General features: G+C 64.0%; 16 protein-coding genes. 6 read left to right on the forward strand and 10 right to left on the reverse strand.

Annotated features, from left to right (window positions below):
• Positions 1 to 156: 156 nt before the first annotated feature.
• The 5 genes from IVB46_RS39110 to IVB46_RS39130 all read right to left on the reverse strand — a co-directional run bounded on the left by IVB46_RS39110 (position 157) and on the right by IVB46_RS39130 (position 5465).
• The gene (locus tag IVB46_RS39110; protein WP_247316388.1) at positions 157 to 1770 is read right to left on the reverse strand and encodes a benzoate-CoA ligase family protein; all 1614 of its coding nucleotides are present in this window, start codon (positions 1768 to 1770) and stop codon (positions 157 to 159) included.
• Entirely contained in the window at positions 1767 to 2906 is a 1140-nt protein-coding gene (locus IVB46_RS39115; RefSeq protein ID WP_247316387.1) for an FAD-dependent monooxygenase, read from the reverse strand. Before IVB46_RS39115 ends, IVB46_RS39110 begins: the two co-directional genes overlap by 4 nt.
• A 188-nt stretch (positions 2907 to 3094) precedes the next feature.
• Positions 3095 to 3310 carry a hypothetical protein gene (locus tag IVB46_RS39120; protein WP_028148322.1) on the reverse strand — a complete coding sequence of 72 codons (216 nt, stop codon included), beginning with the start codon at positions 3308 to 3310 and terminating at the stop codon, positions 3095 to 3097.
• A gap of 126 nt (positions 3311 to 3436) precedes the next feature.
• Complete coding sequence (locus IVB46_RS39125) at positions 3437 to 4228, reverse strand: cysteine rich repeat-containing protein (RefSeq protein ID WP_247316386.1); 792 nt, start codon at positions 4226 to 4228, stop codon at positions 3437 to 3439.
• Positions 4229 to 4463: 235 nt separating this feature from the next.
• Complete coding sequence (locus tag IVB46_RS39130) at positions 4464 to 5465, reverse strand: NADP-dependent oxidoreductase (protein ID WP_247316385.1); 1002 nt, start codon at positions 5463 to 5465, stop codon at positions 4464 to 4466.
• A 210-nt stretch (positions 5466 to 5675) separates the two neighbouring features.
• Here IVB46_RS39130 and IVB46_RS39135 point away from each other — a divergent pair, with 210 nt between their 5' ends.
• A complete protein-coding gene (locus IVB46_RS39135; RefSeq protein WP_166074360.1) occupies positions 5676 to 6971 on the forward strand; it encodes a dicarboxylate/amino acid:cation symporter in 1296 nt (431 codons plus the stop codon).
• A 12-nt stretch (positions 6972 to 6983) separates the two neighbouring features.
• Complete coding sequence (locus tag IVB46_RS39140; RefSeq protein ID WP_247316384.1) at positions 6984 to 7904, forward strand: amino acid ABC transporter substrate-binding protein; 921 nt, start codon at positions 6984 to 6986, stop codon at positions 7902 to 7904.
• Between the two features lie 177 nt (positions 7905 to 8081).
• Here the strand turns inward: IVB46_RS39140 and IVB46_RS39145 are convergent, their stop codons facing one another.
• Positions 8082 to 8888, reverse strand: a complete 807-nt coding sequence (locus tag IVB46_RS39145; protein WP_247316382.1) for an ATP-grasp domain-containing protein — start codon at positions 8886 to 8888, stop codon at positions 8082 to 8084.
• A gap of 374 nt (positions 8889 to 9262) precedes the next feature.
• Here IVB46_RS39145 and IVB46_RS39150 point away from each other — a divergent pair, with 374 nt between their 5' ends.
• From IVB46_RS39150 to IVB46_RS39165, 4 genes are all read left to right on the forward strand, one after another.
• Complete coding sequence (locus tag IVB46_RS39150; RefSeq protein WP_014490313.1) at positions 9263 to 10036, forward strand: ferredoxin--NADP reductase; 774 nt, start codon at positions 9263 to 9265, stop codon at positions 10034 to 10036.
• 375 nt (positions 10037 to 10411) lie between these two features.
• Positions 10412 to 11287 (forward strand): patatin-like phospholipase family protein, encoded by an 876-nt coding sequence (locus tag IVB46_RS39155; RefSeq protein ID WP_249807756.1) that lies wholly within the window; start codon positions 10412 to 10414, stop codon positions 11285 to 11287.
• 202 nt (positions 11288 to 11489) lie between these two features.
• A complete protein-coding gene (locus IVB46_RS39160) occupies positions 11490 to 13115 on the forward strand; it encodes an FMN-binding glutamate synthase family protein (RefSeq protein WP_247316501.1) in 1626 nt (541 codons plus the stop codon).
• A 101-nt stretch (positions 13116 to 13216) separates the two neighbouring features.
• Complete coding sequence (locus tag IVB46_RS39165) at positions 13217 to 13456, forward strand: PilZ domain-containing protein (RefSeq protein ID WP_028159962.1); 240 nt, start codon at positions 13217 to 13219, stop codon at positions 13454 to 13456.
• Between the two features lie 118 nt (positions 13457 to 13574).
• Here the strand turns inward: IVB46_RS39165 and IVB46_RS39170 are convergent, their stop codons facing one another.
• From IVB46_RS39170 to IVB46_RS39185, 4 genes are all read right to left on the reverse strand, one after another.
• Positions 13575 to 14870, reverse strand: coding sequence for a hemolysin family protein (locus IVB46_RS39170; RefSeq protein WP_166353460.1), 1296 nt, complete (start codon positions 14868 to 14870; stop codon positions 13575 to 13577).
• A gap of 109 nt (positions 14871 to 14979) precedes the next feature.
• Positions 14980 to 16293 (reverse strand): nitrate/sulfonate/bicarbonate ABC transporter ATP-binding protein, encoded by a 1314-nt coding sequence (locus IVB46_RS39175; protein WP_063986036.1) that lies wholly within the window; start codon positions 16291 to 16293, stop codon positions 14980 to 14982.
• A gap of 13 nt (positions 16294 to 16306) precedes the next feature.
• Positions 16307 to 18040, reverse strand: a complete 1734-nt coding sequence (locus IVB46_RS39180) for an ABC transporter permease subunit (RefSeq protein ID WP_085404099.1) — start codon at positions 18038 to 18040, stop codon at positions 16307 to 16309.
• A 28-nt stretch (positions 18041 to 18068) separates the two neighbouring features.
• A complete protein-coding gene (locus tag IVB46_RS39185; RefSeq protein WP_247316380.1) occupies positions 18069 to 20036 on the reverse strand; it encodes a carbohydrate porin in 1968 nt (655 codons plus the stop codon).
• Positions 20037 to 20426 lie beyond the last annotated feature (390 nt).

Genomic DNA, 20426 nt, shown 5'->3' on the forward strand with positions numbered 1-20426 from the left:
TGCCGCCCACCAAGTCGCTATCATCGACTTGGCGAGCGGAAAAAGTGTCGGCTATGTCCCCGAACACCCGTCGGTCATGTCCCCGGGCTGAACATCAAGCCGGGCGATGACAGCGGTTGTGTGGTGGCGGGAGTGCGCTCTTCACTGCTGCTGGCGTCACATCCGCAGCAACGCCTGCCGGTCAATCTTCCCCGTTCCCGTCTTCGGCAGCTCGTCGATGAAGATCACCTCGCGCGGATATTTGTAAGGAAGCAGCTTGCCCTTGACGTAATCCTGTAGCCGCCGCGTTGCCTCATTCTGATCGGTCGCGCGGTTGTTCATCACCACCACCGCCTTCAGCGTCATGCGCCGGTCCGGCAGTTCGGCGGCGAACACGGCGCATTCGCGGATATCGGGGTGGTCGGCGAGGCACAGCTCGACCTCGAGCGGGTAGACCCACTGGCCGGAGATCTTGATGAGGTCGTCGGCACGGCCGCGGAAGAAGTGGAAGCCGTCGGCATCGCGGACGAAGCGGTCGCCGGTGTAGATCCAGCCGCCCTCGCGGATGGTCTCGGCGGATTTGTCCGGCCGGTTCCAGTACAGCGGCGTGTTGGAATCGCCGCGCACCCACAAGATGCCTTCCTCGTCGTCGGCGACGTCGCGGCCGTCCTTGTCGCGCAGCGCGACCTCGTAGCCTGGCACGCGCAGGCCGGCGGCGCCGAGCTTCTTCTGCGCGGGGCGGTTGGAGAGATAGATGTGCAGCACCTCGGTCGAGCCGAGGCCTTCGACGATTTCGAGGCCGGTGAGCGTCTTCCAGCCGTTGAAGACGTCCGCAGACAGGACCTCGGCCGCCGAAAGCGACATGCGCAGCGACGAGAAGTTGGTCTTGTCTGCCCCCTCCGCCTTGGTCAGCGAGGTGTACAGCGTCGGCAGGCCGAAGAAGACCGTTGGCTTGTATTGCTCGATCGCGGCAAAGATCGATGCAGGCTTCGGCTGGCCCGGCAGCAGCAGCGTCGCGGCACCCGCGGAGAACGGGAAGGTGACGGAGTTGCCGAAACCGTAGGCGAAGAAGATCTTCGGCACCGAGAAGCAGATGTCGCCGGGCGTCAGCTTCAGCACGTTCTGCGCAAAGGCGGCATCGCTGTAGGCCATGTCGTGCTGCAGGTGCACGATGCCCTTGGGCCGGCCGGTCGAGCCGGAGGAGTACATCCAGAACGCCATCTCGTCGCGATCGGTGTCCGCTTCCGCGAGCTCGGCCGGGAACCGCGCGAGCCAGCCTGGCGCCGCGATCGCCGCAGGCGCGGCGTGGCCGCGCGCGTCGCCGTTGACGACGATCAGCGTGCGCAGGCAGGTCGCCGCGCAGGCCTCCGCATCGAAGCGCGTCGCGAATTCGGCATCCGCCACCGCAACCGCCGCGCCGGAATCGGCGAGATAGAATTGCAGCAGGTCCGGCGGCGTCAGCGTGTTGATCAGGAGCGGCACGAAGCCGGCGCGCACCGCGCCGAAGAATGCGGCCGGATAGGCCGGGGTATCGTCGAGGAACAGCAGCACGCGGTCGCCGCGCTTCAGGCCAAGCGACGCGAAACCGTTGCCCCAGCGGCAAGCTTCCGCGCAAAGCTCGGAATAGCTGCGGGTCCCCGCGGGTCCGATCAGCGCAGGCTTGTCGCCGCGGCCCTTGGCGAGCTGGTCGAACAGCACGCGGCTGGCATTGTAGGTTTGCGGAATGGCAAAGCCGATTTCACGGGCGCCCGGGCCGTCAGCGGGCACCTGGTCGCGGATCTCGCTGCTCATGCGGCATCTCCGCCGTTCTTCTCGGCCTCGTAGCGCGTCATGAAGGCGGGCGACATCGCGCGCAGCCGGGGGTCGTCGATACGGCCGGAGCGGGTGATGTAGCTGTAGGCGAAGTCCATCAGGCCGAGCTGCATGTGCTGGGCGAAGTGCTCGTACCAGAAGGCCGAGGTGCGCGCGGCATTGACGAGCTTCTGCACCACCGGCTTTCGCGCGGCCTGATAACGGTGCAGCGCGGTCGCCAGATGCGCATCCGACTCCAGCGCCTTGACCAGCGCAATGGCGTCCTCGATCGCGAGCCGCGTCCCCGAGCCGATGGAGAAATGCGCCGAGTGCAGGGCGTCGCCGAGCAGCACCATGTTCTTGAACGACCAGTGCTCGTTCCAGACCCAGGGAAAGTTGCGCCAGACCGACTTGTTGGAGACCAGGCAGTGGCCGCCCAGCGTGTCGGCAAAGACCTCCTCGCAGACGCCCTTGCACTGCTCGGCATCCTTGTAGGCGAAGCCATAGGCCTGCCATGTCGCGTGGTCGCATTCGACCAGGAAGGTGCTCATGGTCGGGGAGTAGCGATAGTGATGGGCATTGAAGGCGCCGCGGTCCGTCTTCACGAAGGTCTGCGACAGCGTGTCGAAGCGTTTCGAGGTCCCGTACCAGACGAACTTGTTGGAGGAGTAGGACAGCGACGTGCCGAAATCGCCCTCATAGGCGCGCCGCACCAGCGAATTCAGCCCGTCGGCCGCGACGATCAGGTCGTGGCCGTTGAGCTGGTCGATGGCGTGGATCTGCGTGTCGAAGCGCGGCGTGACGCCGGCGTCGAGCGCGCGCTGCTGGAGGAACTGCAGGAGCTCCAGCCTGCCGATCGAGGAGAAGCCGACGCCGTCGATGGCGACGCTGTCGCCGTGAAGGTTCAGCGTGATGTTCTCCCAGCTCTCCATATGCGGCGCGATCGCATCGACCGTTTCGGGGTCGTCGGCGCGCAGGAATTCCAGGGCCTGATCGGAGAACACGACGCCAAAGCCCCAGGTCGCGTCGGCCGGGTTCTGTTCGAACAGGTCGACTTGATCCTCGGGGTGACGCTTTTTCCAGAGATAGGCGAAGTAGAGCCCACCGGGCCCCCCGCCAATCACGGCGATCCGCAACGTCTGCCTCCCTAATTGACAGTATACTTACTATCTAGGGGTACACTAATGTGCTCCGGCCGTCCGCGCCAGCGGAATTATCGAAGGCGGGGGGCGTCGAAGCTTACTCCCGGACACGCGCCAGGCGCGTGTCCGGGGCAGTGACGTTGCGAACCATAGCCAAACCGCGCGAGCTTGGCCATCCGGGGTCAGACGCAGCGCTTCACGTAGACGCCGTTCACCAGCACCCTGGTACAGCGGACCGCGGGAACCGGCTTGCGCACCACGACGGCCGCATTCGGCCCGGCACAGCCGGCGCGGTAGACGCCGCGGGCGCACACCACCGCGTTGGCATCGGTAGACTCAAAGGTCATGCTCGCGCCGAAGGCGAGGAGCGCGGCAGCAATAAGCAGAAATGAACGCATGTCTTTCTCCGGTCTTGTCGTGATCGAAATCGGTTACTTGCAAAGGGTTTGTCGCGGCAGGCGCGCGAAAATTCATTCGCGCGCGGCCGGTCGGTGGCGCGCGCTTGGCGCGCAATCCCGCGCCGCTTATCGCGCCGCGAATGGCGCCAGCACTTCCTTGCAGGCGGGTGACAGCGACGCGGCATTGCTGGAGATGCATTGCACGATGCGGCCCCCGCCCGGCGCGACGCCGGCGCAGAGCGTGCGGATGTCGGCACCGCAGGCCGAGCGCACGATGAACAGTTCTTCGCGCGGCCGTAGCGGGCGCAGAACGATCACGGCCGGCGCCGCCGCCGGTGCTGCTGCCGCAGGAGCTGCGCCCGCAGGTGCTGCTGTCGCAGCAGCGCCGCCGCCACCGGTTGCGGCGCTCACCGCCTTCTCACAGGCCGGCGAAACCTTGGCCTTGTTCTTCTCGAGACATTCGAGGGCGGGGGCGCCACCCGGCGGCACGCTGGCGCACACCTTGGGATAATCGGCGCGGCACGCGCTCTTGACCGCGGCAATCTGCGTGCTGCTCGGCTGCTTTGACGCCGCCGCTTTCGGAGCGGCTGCGGCGGCGGGGGCTGCTTCGGTCTTTGCCGGTTCGGACTTGGCGGGTGCAGCTTCAGTCTTCGGCGCCGCAGCGGGCTCGACCGCGCGAACCGCGGTCTGGCATCCCGATGACAGGCTGGACATGTTCTTCTGGAGACATTGATACGCCTCCACGCCGCCGGGCGTGACACTCGCGCAGTGCGCCATGAAGTCCGAGCGGCATGCGGAGCGGATGGCGCTCTTCTGAGCGTCGGTCGGCGCTTGCGCGAATGCGCCTGTTGCAGTTGCGAAGAGCGTTGCCGCCAGCAGCGCGCGACGCGTTGATGCATGTTTCAACGTGTTGAACATTTGGGTAAATCCCTGCCCTGTCGGTCACGCCGACAATTTTTAAATGTAATGCAAGCAATCATTGCGGGTGATGCCGCGTGCAGCATCATTGGCTGCCTCGGCCTCTACCGCAAGTAGATTATACGGGCGCAATTGCGACGTAACTAGAGCATGATCCGGAAAAGTGCGCCGCGGCTTTCCCTCGCGACAAACGCGGAACGCGTTGGCGCGGAGATCATGCTCAAACAATACGGCGTCAGAGCTTGACCATGCGCTTGCCGCGGTTCTCTCCCGCCAGCAATCCGATCAGCGCCTTCGGCGTATTCTCCAATCCGTCGATGATGTCCTCCTGCACCTTCAGCTTGCCGGATGCGACCCAGCCCTGGAGGTCGGCGAGCGCGCGCTGGCTCTCCTTCATGTAGTCCATCACGATGAAGCCCTGCATGACGAGCCGCTTCACCACGATCAGGCCGGGCACGCCGCGCGGGCCGTGCGCGGCAGGTGCGCCGTCATATTGCGAGATCGCGCCGCAGCAGGCGATGCGGCCGTAATTGTTCATCTGCGGCAGGCAGGCTTCCAGAATGTCGCCGCCGACATTGTCGAAATAGACGTCGATGCCTTTTGGCGCCGCCGCGCGCAGGGCCTTGAACACCGCGCCGTCCTTGTAGTCGACGGCGGCATCGAAGCCGAGCTCGGAGGTCAGCCAGTTGCACTTGTCCGCGCCGCCGGCGATGCCGATCACGCGACATCCCCTGATCTTGGCGATCTGCCCGACGATCGAGCCGACGGAGCCGGCCGCCGCGGACACCACGACGGTCTCGCCCTCTTTGGGCTTGCCGACCTCCAGCAGGCCGAAATAGGCGGTGAGGCCGGCGATGCCGAACACGCTGAGCAGATGCGTCATCGGCTCGAGCTTCGGCATTTTCGTGAGATGCTTTGCCGGCACCGCGGCAAACTCCTGCCAGCCGGTGTCGCCGAACACGATGTCGCCGGCAGCCAGCCCCGGCGCCTTCGAGCTGACGACCTCGGCGATGCCGCCGCCGGCCATCACGCTGTTGGCCTCGACCGCGGAGCGATAGGTCGCGCCATGCATCCAGGCGCGGTTGGCCGCGTCGAGCGAGATGTAACGCACCTGCAGCAAGGCCTCGCCATCCTTCGGCTCAGGCATCGCACCCTCGACCATCTTGAAGTGCTCGGCACCGAGCTTGCCGCTGGGCTTTTCGACCAGAAGAATCTGGCGATTGATGCTGCTGCTCATGGCGTTTCCTCTTCGTTTGCTTGACGATTATTGATGCAGCCGCCGCAAAGAAAACGCGCAAGCCGCATTCGTTGTGCGCTGCATGAAGGCTAGATCGCGCCGACCCGTTTCGCAACGGGAACATCAGGCCATCGCGCGAGCACGCCAAGCGTGTTGCGTCGTCGTCATATCTGCGACATCATGAAGCGCCGGTGTAGGTGGGGGTAAGCGATGTCGAACAAGTTTACGCAATACATTCTGGCCGCGATGGTGCTGGGCATCGTCATGGGGGCGGCGATCTTCAACTTCCTGCCTGACACCAGAGCCGAATGGGCTTCCTCCATCAACCTGATCGCCATGATGTTCCTGCGCTTGATCAAGATGATCATCGCGCCGCTGGTGTTTGCGACGCTGGTCGGTGGCATCGCGCATATGGGCAGCGGCTCGCGGCTCGGGCGCATCTTCGCCAAGACCATGGGCTGGTTCGTCAGCGCGTCCTTCGTGTCGCTGTTGCTCGGCCTCGTCATGGTCAATCTGCTCCAGCCCGGCGCGAACTTCCCCGGCACGCTGCCGCAGGCGGGGCAATCGACCGGCTTGCCGGTCTCGGCCTTCTCGATCGAAAAATTCCTGACCCATCTGATCCCGACCTCGATCGCCGACGCCATGGCGCAGAACGAGATCCTGCAGATCGTGATCTTCGCCGTGTTCTTCTCGGTGGCGATGGGCTCGATGCCCGAACGATCGAAGCCGATCCTGGCAATGATCGACGACGTCGCTCACATCATGCTCAAGGTGACGAGCTATGTGATGCTGTTCGCCCCGCTCGCGGTATGGGCCGCCATCACGGCCACTGTCGCCAAGAACGGCCTCGGCGTGCTGTGGAAGCTCATCGTCTTCATGGGTGGCTTCTATCTCGCGCTTGGGATCCTGTGGGTCATCCTAATGATCGTCGGCTTTATGGTGATCGGGCCGCGATACAGCCATCTGCTGAAGCTGATCCGCGAACCCCTGATGATCGCGTTCTCCACCGCGAGCTCGGAAGCGGCCTATCCGAAGACGCTGGAGGGGCTGACCAAGTTCGGCGCGTCGTCGCGGATCTCGAGCTTCGTGCTGCCGCTCGGTTACTCCTTCAATCTCGACGGCACGATGATGTACTGCACCTTCGCGAGCATCTTCATCGCGCAGACCTACCACATCGAGATGTCGCTCGCGACGCAGCTGGCGATGCTCGCGACGTTGATGATCACCTCCAAGGGCGTTGCCGGCGTACCGCGCGCATCCCTCGTGGTGATCGCCTCGACGCTGTCGCAGTTCGGCATCCCCGAGGCAGGCCTGCTGATGATCATGGGCATTGACACGTTCCTCGACATGGGACGCAGCGCCACCAATGTCATCGGCAATTCGCTCGCGACCGCCGTGGTCGCGAAGTGGGAAGGTGAGCTCGGGCCCGAGCACGAGCTCGGACCCGGCGAAGCGACGACGCCGGACATGGTTCCGGGCGAACTGCCCGCGATGGCCGGCCATTGACGGGAGTGCATCATGCGCCTTTCAACGGCGATATCGGGTGGCCTGTTGCTGGCGGCGTGCCTGCTGGCAACCGGCGCCTCCGCCCAGACCGGCGGCAGCGAAGGGCTTAGCCCGACGCTGTCGGCCATCAAGAACAGGCACACCGTGCGGCTCGGCTATCGCGAGAGCTCGCCGCCGTTCTCCTTCCTCGACCAGTCAGGCCGCCCGATCGGCTACAGCCTCGAACTCTGCGAGGCCATCGTCGAGGAGATCGGCGTCGAGGTCGACGATCCCGATCTGAAGATCGACTACGTCAAGGTCACCTCGGACGACCGCATCGACGCCGTGCTCCAGAACAAGATCGACCTGGAATGCGGTTCGACCACGGCCAATGCCGAGCGGGGCAAGCGCGTCGCGTTCTCGCCTTTGATGTTCGTCGCCGGCACCAAGCTGATGGTGCCGAAGGCGTCAAAGGTCCAGTCGTTGACCGATCTGAAGGGCAAGACCGTGGTGGTGACGAAGGGCACCACCAACGAGCAGGCGATCCAGGCGGCCGACAAGAAGTCCTCGCTCGGCCTCAACATCGTCACCTCGCCGGATCACGAGCAGTCCTACCAGATGCTCGTCGACGGCAAGGCCGATGCGTTCGCGACCGACGACATCCTGCTCTTCGGCCTGATCGCGCGCCACAAGGCGCAGGACAAGTTCCGCGTCACCGGCGATTACCTGTCCTATGACCCCTACGGCATCATGTTCAGGAAGGGTGAGCCTCAGCTGACGGCGGTGGTCGACCGCACCTTCCGCAAACTCGGCTCCAATCGCGATCTCGTTCCGCTCTACAACAAATGGTTCACCGCGCGGCTGCCCACCGGCGAACGCCTGAACGTGCCGATCTCCCTGCAGCTGGAGGAAGCCTTCAAGGCGATGGACGACTCCGCCAGCGCGAATAATTAGCGCTTACTTCCTTCTCCCCTTGTGGGAGAAGGTGGCGCGAAGCGCCGGATGAGGGGTCTCTATCCGCACGTTAAATCTACGTTGAGGAGAGAGACCCCTCACCCGTCTCGCCGCTACGCGGCGAGCCACCCTCTCCCACAAGGGGAGAGGGGACGCAGCGCACTTTGTCGCGAGAGTTCAATCAACGTTATCCCCAAACACGCGATCCAGCGCCGCGTCGTACGTCGCCTGCACCAGCTCCGGATGCAGCTTCGCCAGCGCTTCCATCATCACGCCGGAATTGATTTCCAGCACCCGCCACTCGCCATCGACACGGATCACGTCAATTGACGCAAAGGCGATGCCGATGGCGCTCGCGGCATCGGTCGCGAGCTTGACACAGGCCGTACGATGCTTGTCGTCCTCCAGCAGCACCGGCTTTGCGCCGGCATCGAGATTGTGTCGCCAATCCGACCCACGCTGCTTGCTGTAGACGACGAGTGGCACATCATCGAGCAGGATCACGCGCACCTCTTGCTCGATCGCGACATAGGGCGAGATCACGAGTCCGGCGCTCATCGAAAAGACCTCGGCAGCCGCGTGGTCGAGTTCCGCCTCTGTCGTCACCTTGAACACCGAGCGCCCCGATGTTCCCTCGTTCGGCTTCACCACCACGCCTTGCGGATGGTCGTGAAGCAGCTCGAGCATTGCGTCTCGCCAATTGGAGCCAACAATGTTCTTGCCCAGCTTTGGGTTGAGGAAGAGGCGATGGGGAACGCATGGCACGCCCTCAAGCGCCAGCACCTCGGCAGTGGCCGATTTGTCGTTGGCGAGACGGTGCGCGATGGCGCTGTTGAGGCCGATGTCGTAGCCGAACGCGAAGTGGCGCTTCGCGCGGCTGCGCATCGCGAGCAGCCAGCCGCCGGCGCGGACGTCGAGCGCGATGCCATGGGTCGCGCAATAGCGCCTGATCGCCTGGACGAAGATCCGCTCGCCGCTTGCCATCTGTTCAGTCGTTCCTGTCGCCAAAAGCCGCAAAAATGCGGGAAACGGCGCCAAACCGGGGTGAAAGTCAGAGCTATTCTTAATGAAATTCTCGCGAGCGCGACGGAAATTAAGTGCTGCAATCAGGCCCTGAAGGGAAAAGAAATTGCCCGCCGCGCATGCCCGGCAGCAGATTCATTAATGATGTGGCCATTTCCGCCGCAAATGCCGGTTTGAGCGGCATCAATTGCATCCGGAACGAGGTTGATTATTGGCCTCAATGGCGTAGATCACACACGCGAAATCCTCCGCCATGGCAATGGTGCCCGCCCCGTTTTCAGGGGCCGGGCAACGCTTTTGCCCTAAAACCGCAATTATTCGGAATATCGAAAATCATGAGCGCGTTTTACCGAGAGAAGGTTCTTTCCGTCCAGCACTGGACCGATACGCTGTTCAGCTTCCGCGCCACGCGCGACACCGGCTTCCGCTTCCAGAACGGCCAGTTCGCCATGATCGGCCTCGAGGTCGACGGCCGTCCGCTGCTGCGCGCCTACAGCATGGCGAGCGCCAACCACGAGGAAGAGCTCGAGTTCTTCTCGATCAAGGTTCAAGACGGTCCGCTGACCTCGCGCCTGCAGAAGATCAAGGAAGGCGACACCATCCTGGTCGGCCGCAAGGCGACCGGCACGCTGATCACCGACAACCTCATTCCCGGCAAGCGGCTGATGCTGCTCTCGACCGGCACCGGTCTCGCGCCCTTCGCCAGCCTGATCAAGGACCCCGAGGTCTACGACCAGTTCGACAGCATCGTGCTGGTGCATGGCTGCCGCCAGGTCTCCGAGCTTGCCTATGGTGAGAAGCTGGTTGCTTCCTTGCGCGAGGACGAGCTGTTCGGGGAGCTGCTGGCGGACAAGCTGATCTACTATCCGACCGTGACCCGCGAGCCATTCAAGAACCGCGGCCGTATCACCGACCTCATCAACTCCGAGCAGATCTTCAACGATATCGGACAGGGCCCGCTCGACATCGAAACCGACCGCATCATGATGTGCGGCAGCCCGGCGATGCTGGAAGAGCTGAAGGTGATGTTCGAAGGCCGCGATTTCATCGAGGGCTCCGGCAACAAGCCCGGCCATTTCGTGATCGAGAAGGCGTTCGTCGAGCGGTAAGCGCCGTTCGGCTTGTTGAGCGCGGCACTTTTAGCCACAACATCGGTGTCATCCCGGGGCGCGCGACTTGTCCGCCGTAGCTCGAAGAGCGGAAGCGCGAGCCCGGGACCCATAACCACAGGAAGTGGTTTGGCGACGGCTAGTGGTTATCAGCTCGCGCCATAACCTCTCCCTGTGGTTATGGGTCCCCGCATTCGCGGGGACGTCAGTCGAGTGTGGGGCTGCCATTTCGCCTCACACTCGCTAGGCCATCCACGTCCCTCACCCTCCTCCCCCGACTTTGTTATTGGCGCGTCTCGCGCGCACCTTGTTATAAGCTCGCGCCAAAATCTCGCCGCGATGTTGCAATGCGAGAGCTGGGGAGCTGCGCAAATCTTGTCCGTGATCGACCATGGTCCGCCGAAACCGACTGCTTTCGTGCTGGCGGGCGGCGGCAGTTTTGGAGCGATCCAGGTCGGCATGATGCATTCACTGGCGCGGCACGGGGTCGTCGCCGATCTCGTCGTCGGCTCCAGCGTCGGCGCGATCAACGGCGCTTATTATGCCGGCGACCCCTCGCTCAAGGGCGTGCTCGGGCTTGAAGCCGTCTGGCGCGGCCTGAAGCGTCATGATGTCTTCCCGGTCACCTGGAAGAGCCTCGCCGGATTCATGTGGCGGCGCGATTTCCTGATTCCCCATGACGGCATCCGCAAGCTGGTCGAGGACCACATCCCCTATCGCAACCTCGAGGACGCCGCGCTGCCCGTGCACATCGTCACCACCGATTTCGTCTCCGGCGAGAGCGTGGTGTTGTCGGAGGGGGCGACGGTGGACGCGATCCTGGCGTCCACTGCGATCCCCGGCGCGTTCTCGCCGGTCTACTACCGCAATCGGTTCCTGGCCGACGGTGCGCTCTCCTCGAACACGCCGGTCCGGGTTGCCATCCAGAAAGGCGCAAAGCGGCTGGTCGTGCTGCCGACCGGACACGCCTGCGCGGTGAAGGACCCGCCGGTGGGCGCGGTTGCCAATGCCCTGCATGCGCTGACGCTGCTGATCGCCCGGCAATTGGTGGCGGAGCTCGAGGGGGTGGCGTCCGACATCGAATATGTCGTGGTGCCGCCGCTCTGTCCGCTGGTGGGATCGCCCTACGATTTTTCGCGGACCGACGACCATATCGAGCGTGCGGTCGCGAGCACCGATGCCTGGCTGGCGCGAGGCGGCCTCGAGCAGCACGGCGTCATTCCGCACGAGGCGCAGCCTCATGGTCACTGATTTGTCATTTCATTTGAATCTATTGCACTGCGAAGCCGACCGCGGGATGGATTGATTTGCGGCATCCGGATTCGGTAGCCTCAAGGCGGGGTCCGCGTCATAACCATGGACGTGGCGCGGGCGTATCATGCCCTGTCAGACTGACGAGAGGGATGTGGTCGTGGCCAACGATAACAAGACGCAAGCTTCACCCGAAGGGCTGATGGAAACCCTGCTGCTGCCGTTCTCGCCGCGTTTCATCGTGCTGACCATCTGCGCGGTCGTCACCGCGCTGCTGATCGGCATCGGCCTCGCCGATGGCAAGATCTTCGACATCCTGCTGATCCCGATCGCGATCTTCGGCGCTCTCACGCTGCTCGGCGTCCGCGACCTCATGCAGAAGGGCCATGCCGTTCTGCGCAACTACCCGATCTCGGCGCACATCCGCTTCCTGCTGGAAGAAATCCGCCCGGAGATGCGGCAGTACTTCTTCGAGAGCGAGAAGGACGGCATGCCGTTCTCGCGCGACATCCGCGCGGTGGTCTATCAGCGCGCCAAGATGGAGCTCGACAAGCGTCCGTTCGGCACCCAGGAGGACGTCTACCGCGAGGGCTACGAGTGGATGCATCACTCGGTCTCGCCGAAGACGCACGCCGAGGAGAAGTTTCGTGTCACCATCGGCGGCCCCGATTGCGCAAAGCCATATTCGGCATCGGTGTTCAACATCTCCGCGATGAGCTTCGGCGCGCTCAGCCCGAACGCCGTGCGCGCGCTCAATGCCGGCGCCAGGAAGGGCGGCTTCGCGCATGACACCGGCGAGGGCGGCTTCAGCCCCTATCACCGCGAGATGGGCGGCGACATCATCTGGGAGATCGGCTCCGGCTATTTCGGTTGCCGTCATCTCGACGGCACGTTCGATCCGGAGGCGTTCGCCCGCGTCGCGAGCCAGGACCAGATCAAGATGGTCGAGCTCAAGATCAGCCAGGGCGCCAAGCCCGGCCATGGCGGCGTGCTGCCGGCTGCGAAGGTGTCGGAGGAGATCTCAAAAATCCGCGGCGTCACGATGGGCGAGGACTGCATCTCGCCGGCCTCGCACCGCGCCTTCTCCACGCCAACAGGCATGATGCAGTTCATCGCCGAGATGCGACGCTTGTCCGGCGGCAAGCCGGCCGGCTTCAAGCTGTGCATCGGTCATCCCTGGGAATTCCTGGCGATCTGCAAGGCGATGCTGGAGACCAGCATCTATCCGGATTTCATCGTCGTCGACGGCAACGAAGGCGGCACCGGCGCGGCGCCGCTGGAGTTCATGGACCATCTGGGCATGCCGATGCGCGAGGGCGTCAATTTCGTCCACAACGCGCTGGTCGGCATCAATGCGCGCGACCGCATCAGGATCGGCGCGTCCGGCAAGATCGCGACCGCCTTCGACATGGCGCGGGCGATGGCGATCGGCGCCGATTATTGCAACTCGGCGCGCGGCTTCATGTTCTCGCTGGGCTGCATCCAGTCGCTGAGCTGCCACACCGACCGCTGCCCGACCGGGGTTGCGACGCAGGACCCGACACGTGCGCGTGCGCTCTATGTGCCGCTCAAGATCGACCGCGTGCATAATTATCACCACGCCACGCTGCACTCGCTCACCGAGCTGATCGCCGCGGCCGGTCTCGAACATCCGCAGCAGCTGCGCCCGATCCACTTCAGCCAGCGGACATCGACCACCCAGGTGCGATCCTTTGCGCAGCTCTATCCGTCGCTGCGTCCGGGCGAGCTGCTCGAAGGCACCGAAGATCCGCGCTTCCGTGAAGCCTGGCAGATGGCGCGGGCGGAGACGTTCCAGCCGGCGCCGTAGGGGCCACCGCATGATCCGCCGCATCCTGCGGCGGTAAAAATTCATCGGGGATTGTGGTTGTGTTTTAACGTCTGTGTCAGCTTGGGGTGTAGATTGGCCCCATGGACGAGCGACGCGACAAAGCCAGGCACCGCGTGCTGAAAGCCGGAACCATAGAGTTCGGCGGCGGCGCGATCGACTGCACCGTCCGCAATTTCTCCGACACCGGCGCCGCGCTCGATGTCACCAGTCCGGTCGGTATCCCCGAGCGCTTCACCTTGGTCATCCAGGCCGACGGAACGCATCTCGCCTGCACGGTCGTCTGGCGCAAGGAGAAGCGGATCGGGGTGCGGTTCGGGTGAGCGGTCTGCGTTTGACGCGAGCGCGCACCACAAACTCCGCTGTCGTCCCGGGGCACGACAAAGTCGCGCGCTTAGGGCGCGCTTGTCCGGGACGACGGGTGGAGGGTTGGGTGCGCGATCATCCCGTCTCGACCTCACTCAACCGGCCCGCCAGAATCTTGTCGATCCTCCGACCGTCGAGATCGACCACCTCGATATGCCAGCCGGCGAAGTCGAAGGCATCGCCGACATTAGGCAGCACGTTGAACTGTTGCAGCACCAGGCCCGCCACCGTGTTGTAGCGGTGCGGCGGCAGCTCGACGCCGAGCAACTCGCCGAACTCGTCGACCGGCATCCAGCCGGAGACCAGCAGCGAGCCGTCATCGCGCCTGACATAGGCCGGCTCCGGCGGTCCCTCCTCGGAATGGAAGGCGCCGACGATCGATTCCAGAATGTCAGCCGTCGTCACGATACCCTCGAAGGCGCCGTATTCGTCGTAAACCAGGCCGACATGAACCGGAGCGGCTTTCAGGATCGCCAGCACGTCGCGGGCGTCGGCTGATGCCGGAATGCCGGGCGCCTCGCGCACCAGCGCTCGCAGATCCGGCGTGCGCTCGTTCATGTAGGCGACCAGCAGGTCCTTGGCCTGGAGCACGCCGATCGGCTTGTCGCGATCGCCGTCCGAGACGGGAAAGCGCGAATGCGGGCTCTTCGCGATGGTCGCTTGAATGGCTTCCGGCGCATCGTTCAGATCGATCTCGTTGACCTCCGTGCGCGGCGTCATGATCGCGCCGACCGGCCGGTCGCCGAGCCGCATGACGCCCGCGATCATCTCCTTTTCGCCCGACTCCAGCACGCCCGCGTTCTCGGCTTCGCTGACGAGATGATGGATCTCGTCCTCCGAGACCTTCTCCTCGGCCTTGCCGCCGCGGCCGAGCAGCGTGAGGATCAGCTTGCCGGAGAGATCGAGCAGGAAGACGAGCGGCAGCGAGATCCGCGCCAGAACGTGCATCGCGGGCGCGACCTTGACCGCGATGCTCTCGGGGTCGCGCAGGGCCACCTGCTTCGGCACCAGCTCGCCGACGATCAGGGTGGCGTAGGTGATCAGCGTGACCACGATGCCGACGCCGACGATGTCGGCGATCCCCGAGGACAGGCCGAGCTCGACCAGCCATTGCGTCAGCCGCTGTCCGAGCGTCGCGCCGGAGAACGCGCCCGAGAGCACGCCGACCAGCGTGATACCGATCTGCACCGTCGAGAGGAACTTTCCGGGGTCGGCCGCCAGCGTCAGCGCCCGCTCGGCGCCGCGCACCCCCTTGGCCGCGAGCAGCGACAGCCGGGCCGGGCGGGACGAGACCACGGCCAGCTCGGACATGGACAACAGGCCGTTAATGACGATCAGGACGACGACGATGATGAGTTCGACGGACAACATTGCGCGCAGGGAAAAGGGATACCTGACCCGGCGAACGCCGGACCAAGACCCTTATATATGAACTCGATGCACAATTTGTCCGGTTCCAGCCAAATTGCCGCAGGCGGGATCAAGCGCTCTCGCCCGGGTTTTCGAGGCTGAACGTCTCCGACTGCTCGTCATATGCGAACAGCTCGCCATAACGTCCCCAGGACACGACGGTCCTGAGCGTCTCGTCCGCGTAGTCCTCGGACATGTAGTCTTCGAGCTCGTTGCGGAACCGTGCCGCGGGGGCGGTATGGGAGGGACGTTCGTCGAGCACGCGGCGAATCAATCCCATCACCGGCACGTAAGTGACGAGATGTTCGGCGAACAGCTTCTTGCGTGCGTCGGTTTCGAGATGGGCAAAACGCTTGCCCGTGTCGGTGAGCATCAGGTCACCTTCGCTCAGCTGGGCGAAGCGCAGCAGTTGCAGGGACTCGCCGAGGTGGAGGATCTCGTCGGCCTCGAGCTGGAGCTGGCTTGCGAGCACGGGCAGGTCGGCGTGTCCGTGATAGGGCGGCCCCGCCAGCGTCTCGATCAGGCCCGACAGCACGTTGGACGATACGTGGTGCAGGGTCATGCCGACACCGGAGCCCAGGATGCCTTCGACGGGGGGCGCCTTCGGTTCGGCGCGTTGGGTCATGCGCGCGTAGATGTTGTCGACGAGCTGCCGGAAATGGGGGTCGAGCCGGTTGCGCGGATGCGGCATGTCGACCTTGATCTCGGCGGCGACACGCCCTGGATTGGATGAGAACACCAGGATGCGATCGCACATCAGGACCGCCTCCTCGATATTGTGCGTCACCATCAGGATCGATTTGATCGGCAGCCGGCCCTCGATCCAGAGGTCGATCAGGTCCGTGCGCAGCGTCTCGGCCGTGAGGACGTCGAGTGCCGAGAACGGCTCGTCCATCAGCAGGAGGTCCGGATGCACCACCAGCGCGCGGGCGAAGCCGACGCGCTGGCGCATGCCACCCGACAGCTCCTTCGGGAAGGCGGACTCAAACCCGTCAAGGCCGATCAGGTCGATCGCAGCAAGAGCGCGCTTGTGGCGCTCGGTGGCATCGACGCCCAGCGCTTCGAGCCCGAGCTCGACGTTCTGGAGCACGGTCAACCAGGGAAACAACGCGAATGACTGGAACACCATGGCGACGCCGTTCGGTGGCCCGACGATGATCTCGCCGCGACAGGTCGCCTGTCCCGCAGACGGGCTGACCAGGCCGGCGATGATCCGCAGCAAGGTGGACTTGCCGGAGCCGGAGCGGCCGAGCAGGCCGACGATCTCGCCCGAACGGATCGTCAGGTCGACCTTGTCCAGCACCAGGAGCTGTTCGCCGCTGCCTTTCGGGAAGGATCGGCAGACACCGCGGATGTCGATGAGCGCAGAGGGTTGATCGAGCATGATGGTCTCCTCGTCAGCCGAGCCGCAGGCGACGCTCGCCGAAGGCATAGAGCGGCCGCCAGACCAGACGATTGAACAACGTCACCAGAATGCACATCGTGGCAATTCCGAGCACGACGCGCGGGAAGTCGCCGGCTTCCGTTGCGGAAGCAATATAGGCGCCGAGCCCGGTGGCCTTCAGATGCGTGTCGCCCCAGCTTGCGACCTCCGCGACGATCGACGCATTCCAGGAGCCGCCGGACGCCGTGATCGCGCCGGTTATGTAATAAGGAAAGACACCGGGCAGTATCACCTTGAACCACCATCGCCATCCCCGGAGATGGAAGCTGCCGGCGGCTTCGCGCAGATCGGTCGGAAAGGCGCTCGCGCCCGCAATCACGTTGAACAGGATGTACCACTGCGTGCCCAGGATCATCAGCGGGCTCAGCCAGATGTCTGGATTGAGCTTGAAGCTGACAATGGCGACGACAAAGACGGGGAAGGCGAGATTGGCCGGGAAGGCCGCCAGAAACTGGGCCAGCGGCTGGATTCGTTCGGCGAGCTTCGGGCGCAGCCCGATCCACACGCCAACCGGCACCCAGATCAGCGTGGCGAGGCTGATCAGGATGGCGACGCGCAACAACGTGATGAGCCCGTCCCTGATGACGACGAGAACGTCGGACATTCCGAGACTGGCCGAGAGATAGCGATAGGTCAGCCAGGCGGCATAGGCCGTGCCGGCGAGGATCAATGCGATCCAGACCGTATCGACGAGGCGTGACGTCTGGTCTTTACCTGGTGCCGCGGGCGGCAGCTTCGGCAGCGGAATGCGCAAGTTCGAGATCGCGCGGTTCAGCGCCGCGAAAGGAAGGGTCAGCGCACGCAGCGCCCGAGTCCGGCGGAACAGGTCGAGCATCCAGGAGGCCGGCGCCTCGCCTGAGGCGGTCTGCTCGAAGCGGAATTTGTCGGCCCAGGCGACGATGGGGCGGAACAGTAGCTGATCATAGGCGATGATCACGAGCAGCATCGCCAGCATGGCGTAGAGGATCGCCGGCAAATCCTGCTGCTGAATTGCCATCGCGACATAGGAGCCGATGCCCGGCAGCGTCACCGTGGTGTTGCCGACCGTGATCGCCTCCGAGGCCACCACGAAGAACCAGCCGCCCGACATCGACATCATCGCGTTCCAGATCAGGCCGGGCATCGCGAAGGGGACGTCGAGGCGCCAGAAGCGCTGCCAGCCGGACAAATGGAAGCTTTGCGTGGCCTCTTCCAGATCCTTCGGAACGTTGCGGATCGACTGGTACAGGCTGAACGTCATGTTCCAGGCCTGGCTGGTGAAGATCGCGAACACCGAGGCGAGCTCGGCGCCGAGCACCTGCCCCGGAAACAAATTCATGAAGAACACGACGGTGAAGGTGAGGAAGCCCAGGATCGGGACGGATTGCAAAATATCCAGCAGCGGGATCATCACCAATTCGGCTCGCCGGCTCTTGGCTGCGATCGCCGCGTAGATGAAGGTGAAGACCGTCGAACAGACGATGGCGAGCAGCATCCGTAAGACGGTGCGCAAGGCGTAAAGCGGAAGGTTTGCCGGATCGAGCGTGACCGGTGCGCGCTCGAGCTCGGACAGCGGCACCGTGGTCTGCTCGCCGCCATAGACGATCAGGACCATGGCGCCGATCACGAGGATCAGCGCCGCGACGTCCCAGACATTGGGGAGTAGCGCCCGGCCGATCGCGGCCGTGCGGATATCTCTCGGCTTCATAGGCCCGCCCTTGGGCTGGAATTTTGGGCTAGAACTCTGCGTGCAGGCGGCCCGAGAAGATCGAGACCGGCCCGCGGTCGGCGTTATAGGCCGGGTTTGTGATCAATTGATAGTCCGCGGTCAGCGTGACGTTCTTGTTCACCGAATAGGCATAGTAGGCCTCAAGGATGCGCTCCTTGCGGTAGTTGAGAGCGCCGTCGCCGATGAGAACACCGAGGCCGCCGGCGGCCAGGAAGTCGCGATAATCCTGCGAGATGGCATTGACCGCGCCGCCGATGCCGACGACGTCGTCAGGCCGGCCCCATTTCGTGCCCTTGATCGACAGTCCGCCGGCCAGGCTGCTGTTGATGTCGGTGAAGGCGAGCGTTTCGGTCTTGCCGTCGTTCCAGCTCCAGCGGCCGAACAGCCCGATATCCTCTGTGATCGCCTGCTCGAGGTTGACGACGTAGCCGACCTTGAGGCGGCCGCGGCGGGTCTGCGCGATGTCGAGATTGAGCGCAGGATTGTCCAGCGTCTCGCGGAAGCTGCCCATGTTGGCGCTGTCGACCCAGCCCATGGTCCTGAGCTTGCCAGGTTGGCCGAGCAGCGAGAACCGCGTCTCCAGCTCGATCGCGTACTGACCGCGTTCCCCGACCCTGGTGTCGAAATGATTCGAATTGGACTCCGCGACCATCAGGAAATAGCCGCCGCGCAGCGCCCATTGCTTCTGGTTGAGCTCGGCGGTGACGCCATAGGTGAGACCGACCTTGTCGGCGGAATAGTCGAAGGCGCCCGGCGCCCACAGCGACCAGTTCATGAAATCCTTGCGGGTGTCCTTGGCAAAGGCATTGCCGTCGAACACGTCGATCACCGCGAACTTGCCGGCCTGCACTGTGAGGCGGGAAATGTCGACCTTCTGCGCAAGCTGCAATTGGCCGCTCGCGAGCTCTTCCTGCTCGCCGCCAAAGCCGAACGTCTGGCGCACGAACAGCCGCGAGGTGTTGTAATGCGGATAGGGGAAGTTCGACTTCTGCGCTTCGCCGTTGGGAAAGCCTGCCGCGCCCACCGTGTCGTTCAGTCCAAATCCCTGGAGCAGTTCGGGATTGTAATAGACCTCGCCGCCGTCCCACAGCCGCGCGTTCAGGAACAGGCTGTTGCTCCAGGTCGCCTTGGCCTGGGTTGAAGGCGAGAGCGAGTTTGTTCCGCTGTAGAGAGCGGGGAACGACGGATAGCCTTGCGGCAGATAAGTGCTCTGACCGTGAATCTCCCAGCGATCCGATTCCGTGTCGATCAGGGAGCTCTTCGGATTGTAGCTCGGCATGCCCGGCCAATCGACCTTGCGGTTGAGCCCGAGCCTGATCGACTGGAAGTCGAGCGACGAGGAGGTGTATTGGGCCCCCGTGGAGAAGGCGACGTTGGCGCCGTCGAAGCGGCTGTAGAGATATTCGAGCCGCGCGCTCCAGTGCGGCGCGAAGCCGTATTCGATGCCTGCGCCGGCGATCCAGCCGGGCCGCGTGTTCAGGATTTTCGGTACTTCGCCTGCGGCCGATATGTCGAAATAGCGCTCGCCCATCCAAGCAAAGCCGCCGGTGGCATAAACAAGCCACGGACCGCTGGTGTAGCCGACGCGGCCGCGCAGGCTCGCCGTGTAGTCCCACTGCTGGATGACCGTGTTGGCAGGTGTCGCGAGGAAGGAAACGATCGAGTTGGAGGTGATGTAATTGGGAAACGAAAAATCGCCTTCGACGCCGACGAGCCAGCCGGAGTTGAGCCGGTAGTTGTAGCCGGCCTGCACGCCGCCGATCATGCCGCTGAAGACGCCGCTGCCGTTGATCGCGGTGCCGTCGTTCAGCGCGAAGCTGGACGAGCCACGGCTGTAGCCGGCATGCGCGCCGATATAGAGGCCGGTCCAGTCATAGACCGCTTTCAGCGCCGGCGCCTTCAGCGGCAGATCGGCCGCGTGTACGGCGGCGGGAAAAGCCAGCACGCCCGAGGCAATCGCCGCGGCCGTTCGCAAATACCGGTGTCGGTGACCTCTCAACTTCAAAACGCACGCCCCCAAACGCGAATGTGTCCCATTCGCCGCGATATCCCTGCAGATTCGCGGCGACCCTGTCACGAAGTCTTGGTTGTTCACGCGATCGGACCAGACGATCCCGATTCGACGCGATTTCTTCCCAAGCCCCTGTGCCTGCTGCGAACCTTATTGCGATTAATTCGCAATAGCAACTGGCACGGATTGCCGCAGCGGATGGTTCGCACTCTTGTGTGACGGAGCTGCAACAAATTCTCAGGTCCAAAATGAATGACTCGCACCGGGGAAAACCTGGGCGGGTCGGGTGCACGACTCGGGGTGGCTGAGGCGCACGTGTCGAACGGGGGATCCACGTTAGAGCGGTCTCAGGTC

The organism is Bradyrhizobium sp. 61 (assembly GCF_023073075.1).
Classification (GTDB): domain Bacteria; phylum Pseudomonadota; class Alphaproteobacteria; order Rhizobiales; family Xanthobacteraceae; genus Bradyrhizobium; species Bradyrhizobium barranii.

Coding starts and splice junctions, on each gene's coding strand:
- IVB46_RS39160 (WP_247316501.1), top strand. CDS start 11,490: ATGGAAACCCTGCTGCTGCCGTTCTCGCCGCGTTTCATCGTGCTGACC.
- IVB46_RS39110 (WP_247316388.1), bottom strand. CDS start 1,770: ATGAGCAGCGAGATCCGCGACCAGGTGCCCGCTGACGGCCCGGGCGCC.
- IVB46_RS39165 (WP_028159962.1), top strand. CDS start 13,217: ATGGACGAGCGACGCGACAAAGCCAGGCACCGCGTGCTGAAAGCCGGA.
- IVB46_RS39175 (WP_063986036.1), bottom strand. CDS start 16,293: ATGCTCGATCAACCCTCTGCGCTCATCGACATCCGCGGTGTCTGCCGA.
- IVB46_RS39130 (WP_247316385.1), bottom strand. CDS start 5,465: ATGAGCAGCAGCATCAATCGCCAGATTCTTCTGGTCGAAAAGCCCAGC.
- IVB46_RS39180 (WP_085404099.1), bottom strand. CDS start 18,040: ATGAAGCCGAGAGATATCCGCACGGCCGCGATCGGCCGGGCGCTACTC.
- IVB46_RS39135 (WP_166074360.1), top strand. CDS start 5,676: ATGTCGAACAAGTTTACGCAATACATTCTGGCCGCGATGGTGCTGGGC.
- IVB46_RS39145 (WP_247316382.1), bottom strand. CDS start 8,888: ATGGCAAGCGGCGAGCGGATCTTCGTCCAGGCGATCAGGCGCTATTGC.
- IVB46_RS39150 (WP_014490313.1), top strand. CDS start 9,263: ATGAGCGCGTTTTACCGAGAGAAGGTTCTTTCCGTCCAGCACTGGACC.
- IVB46_RS39170 (WP_166353460.1), bottom strand. CDS start 14,870: ATGTTGTCCGTCGAACTCATCATCGTCGTCGTCCTGATCGTCATTAAC.
- IVB46_RS39120 (WP_028148322.1), bottom strand. CDS start 3,310: ATGCGTTCATTTCTGCTTATTGCTGCCGCGCTCCTCGCCTTCGGCGCG.
- IVB46_RS39140 (WP_247316384.1), top strand. CDS start 6,984: ATGCGCCTTTCAACGGCGATATCGGGTGGCCTGTTGCTGGCGGCGTGC.
- IVB46_RS39125 (WP_247316386.1), bottom strand. CDS start 4,228: ATGTTCAACACGTTGAAACATGCATCAACGCGTCGCGCGCTGCTGGCG.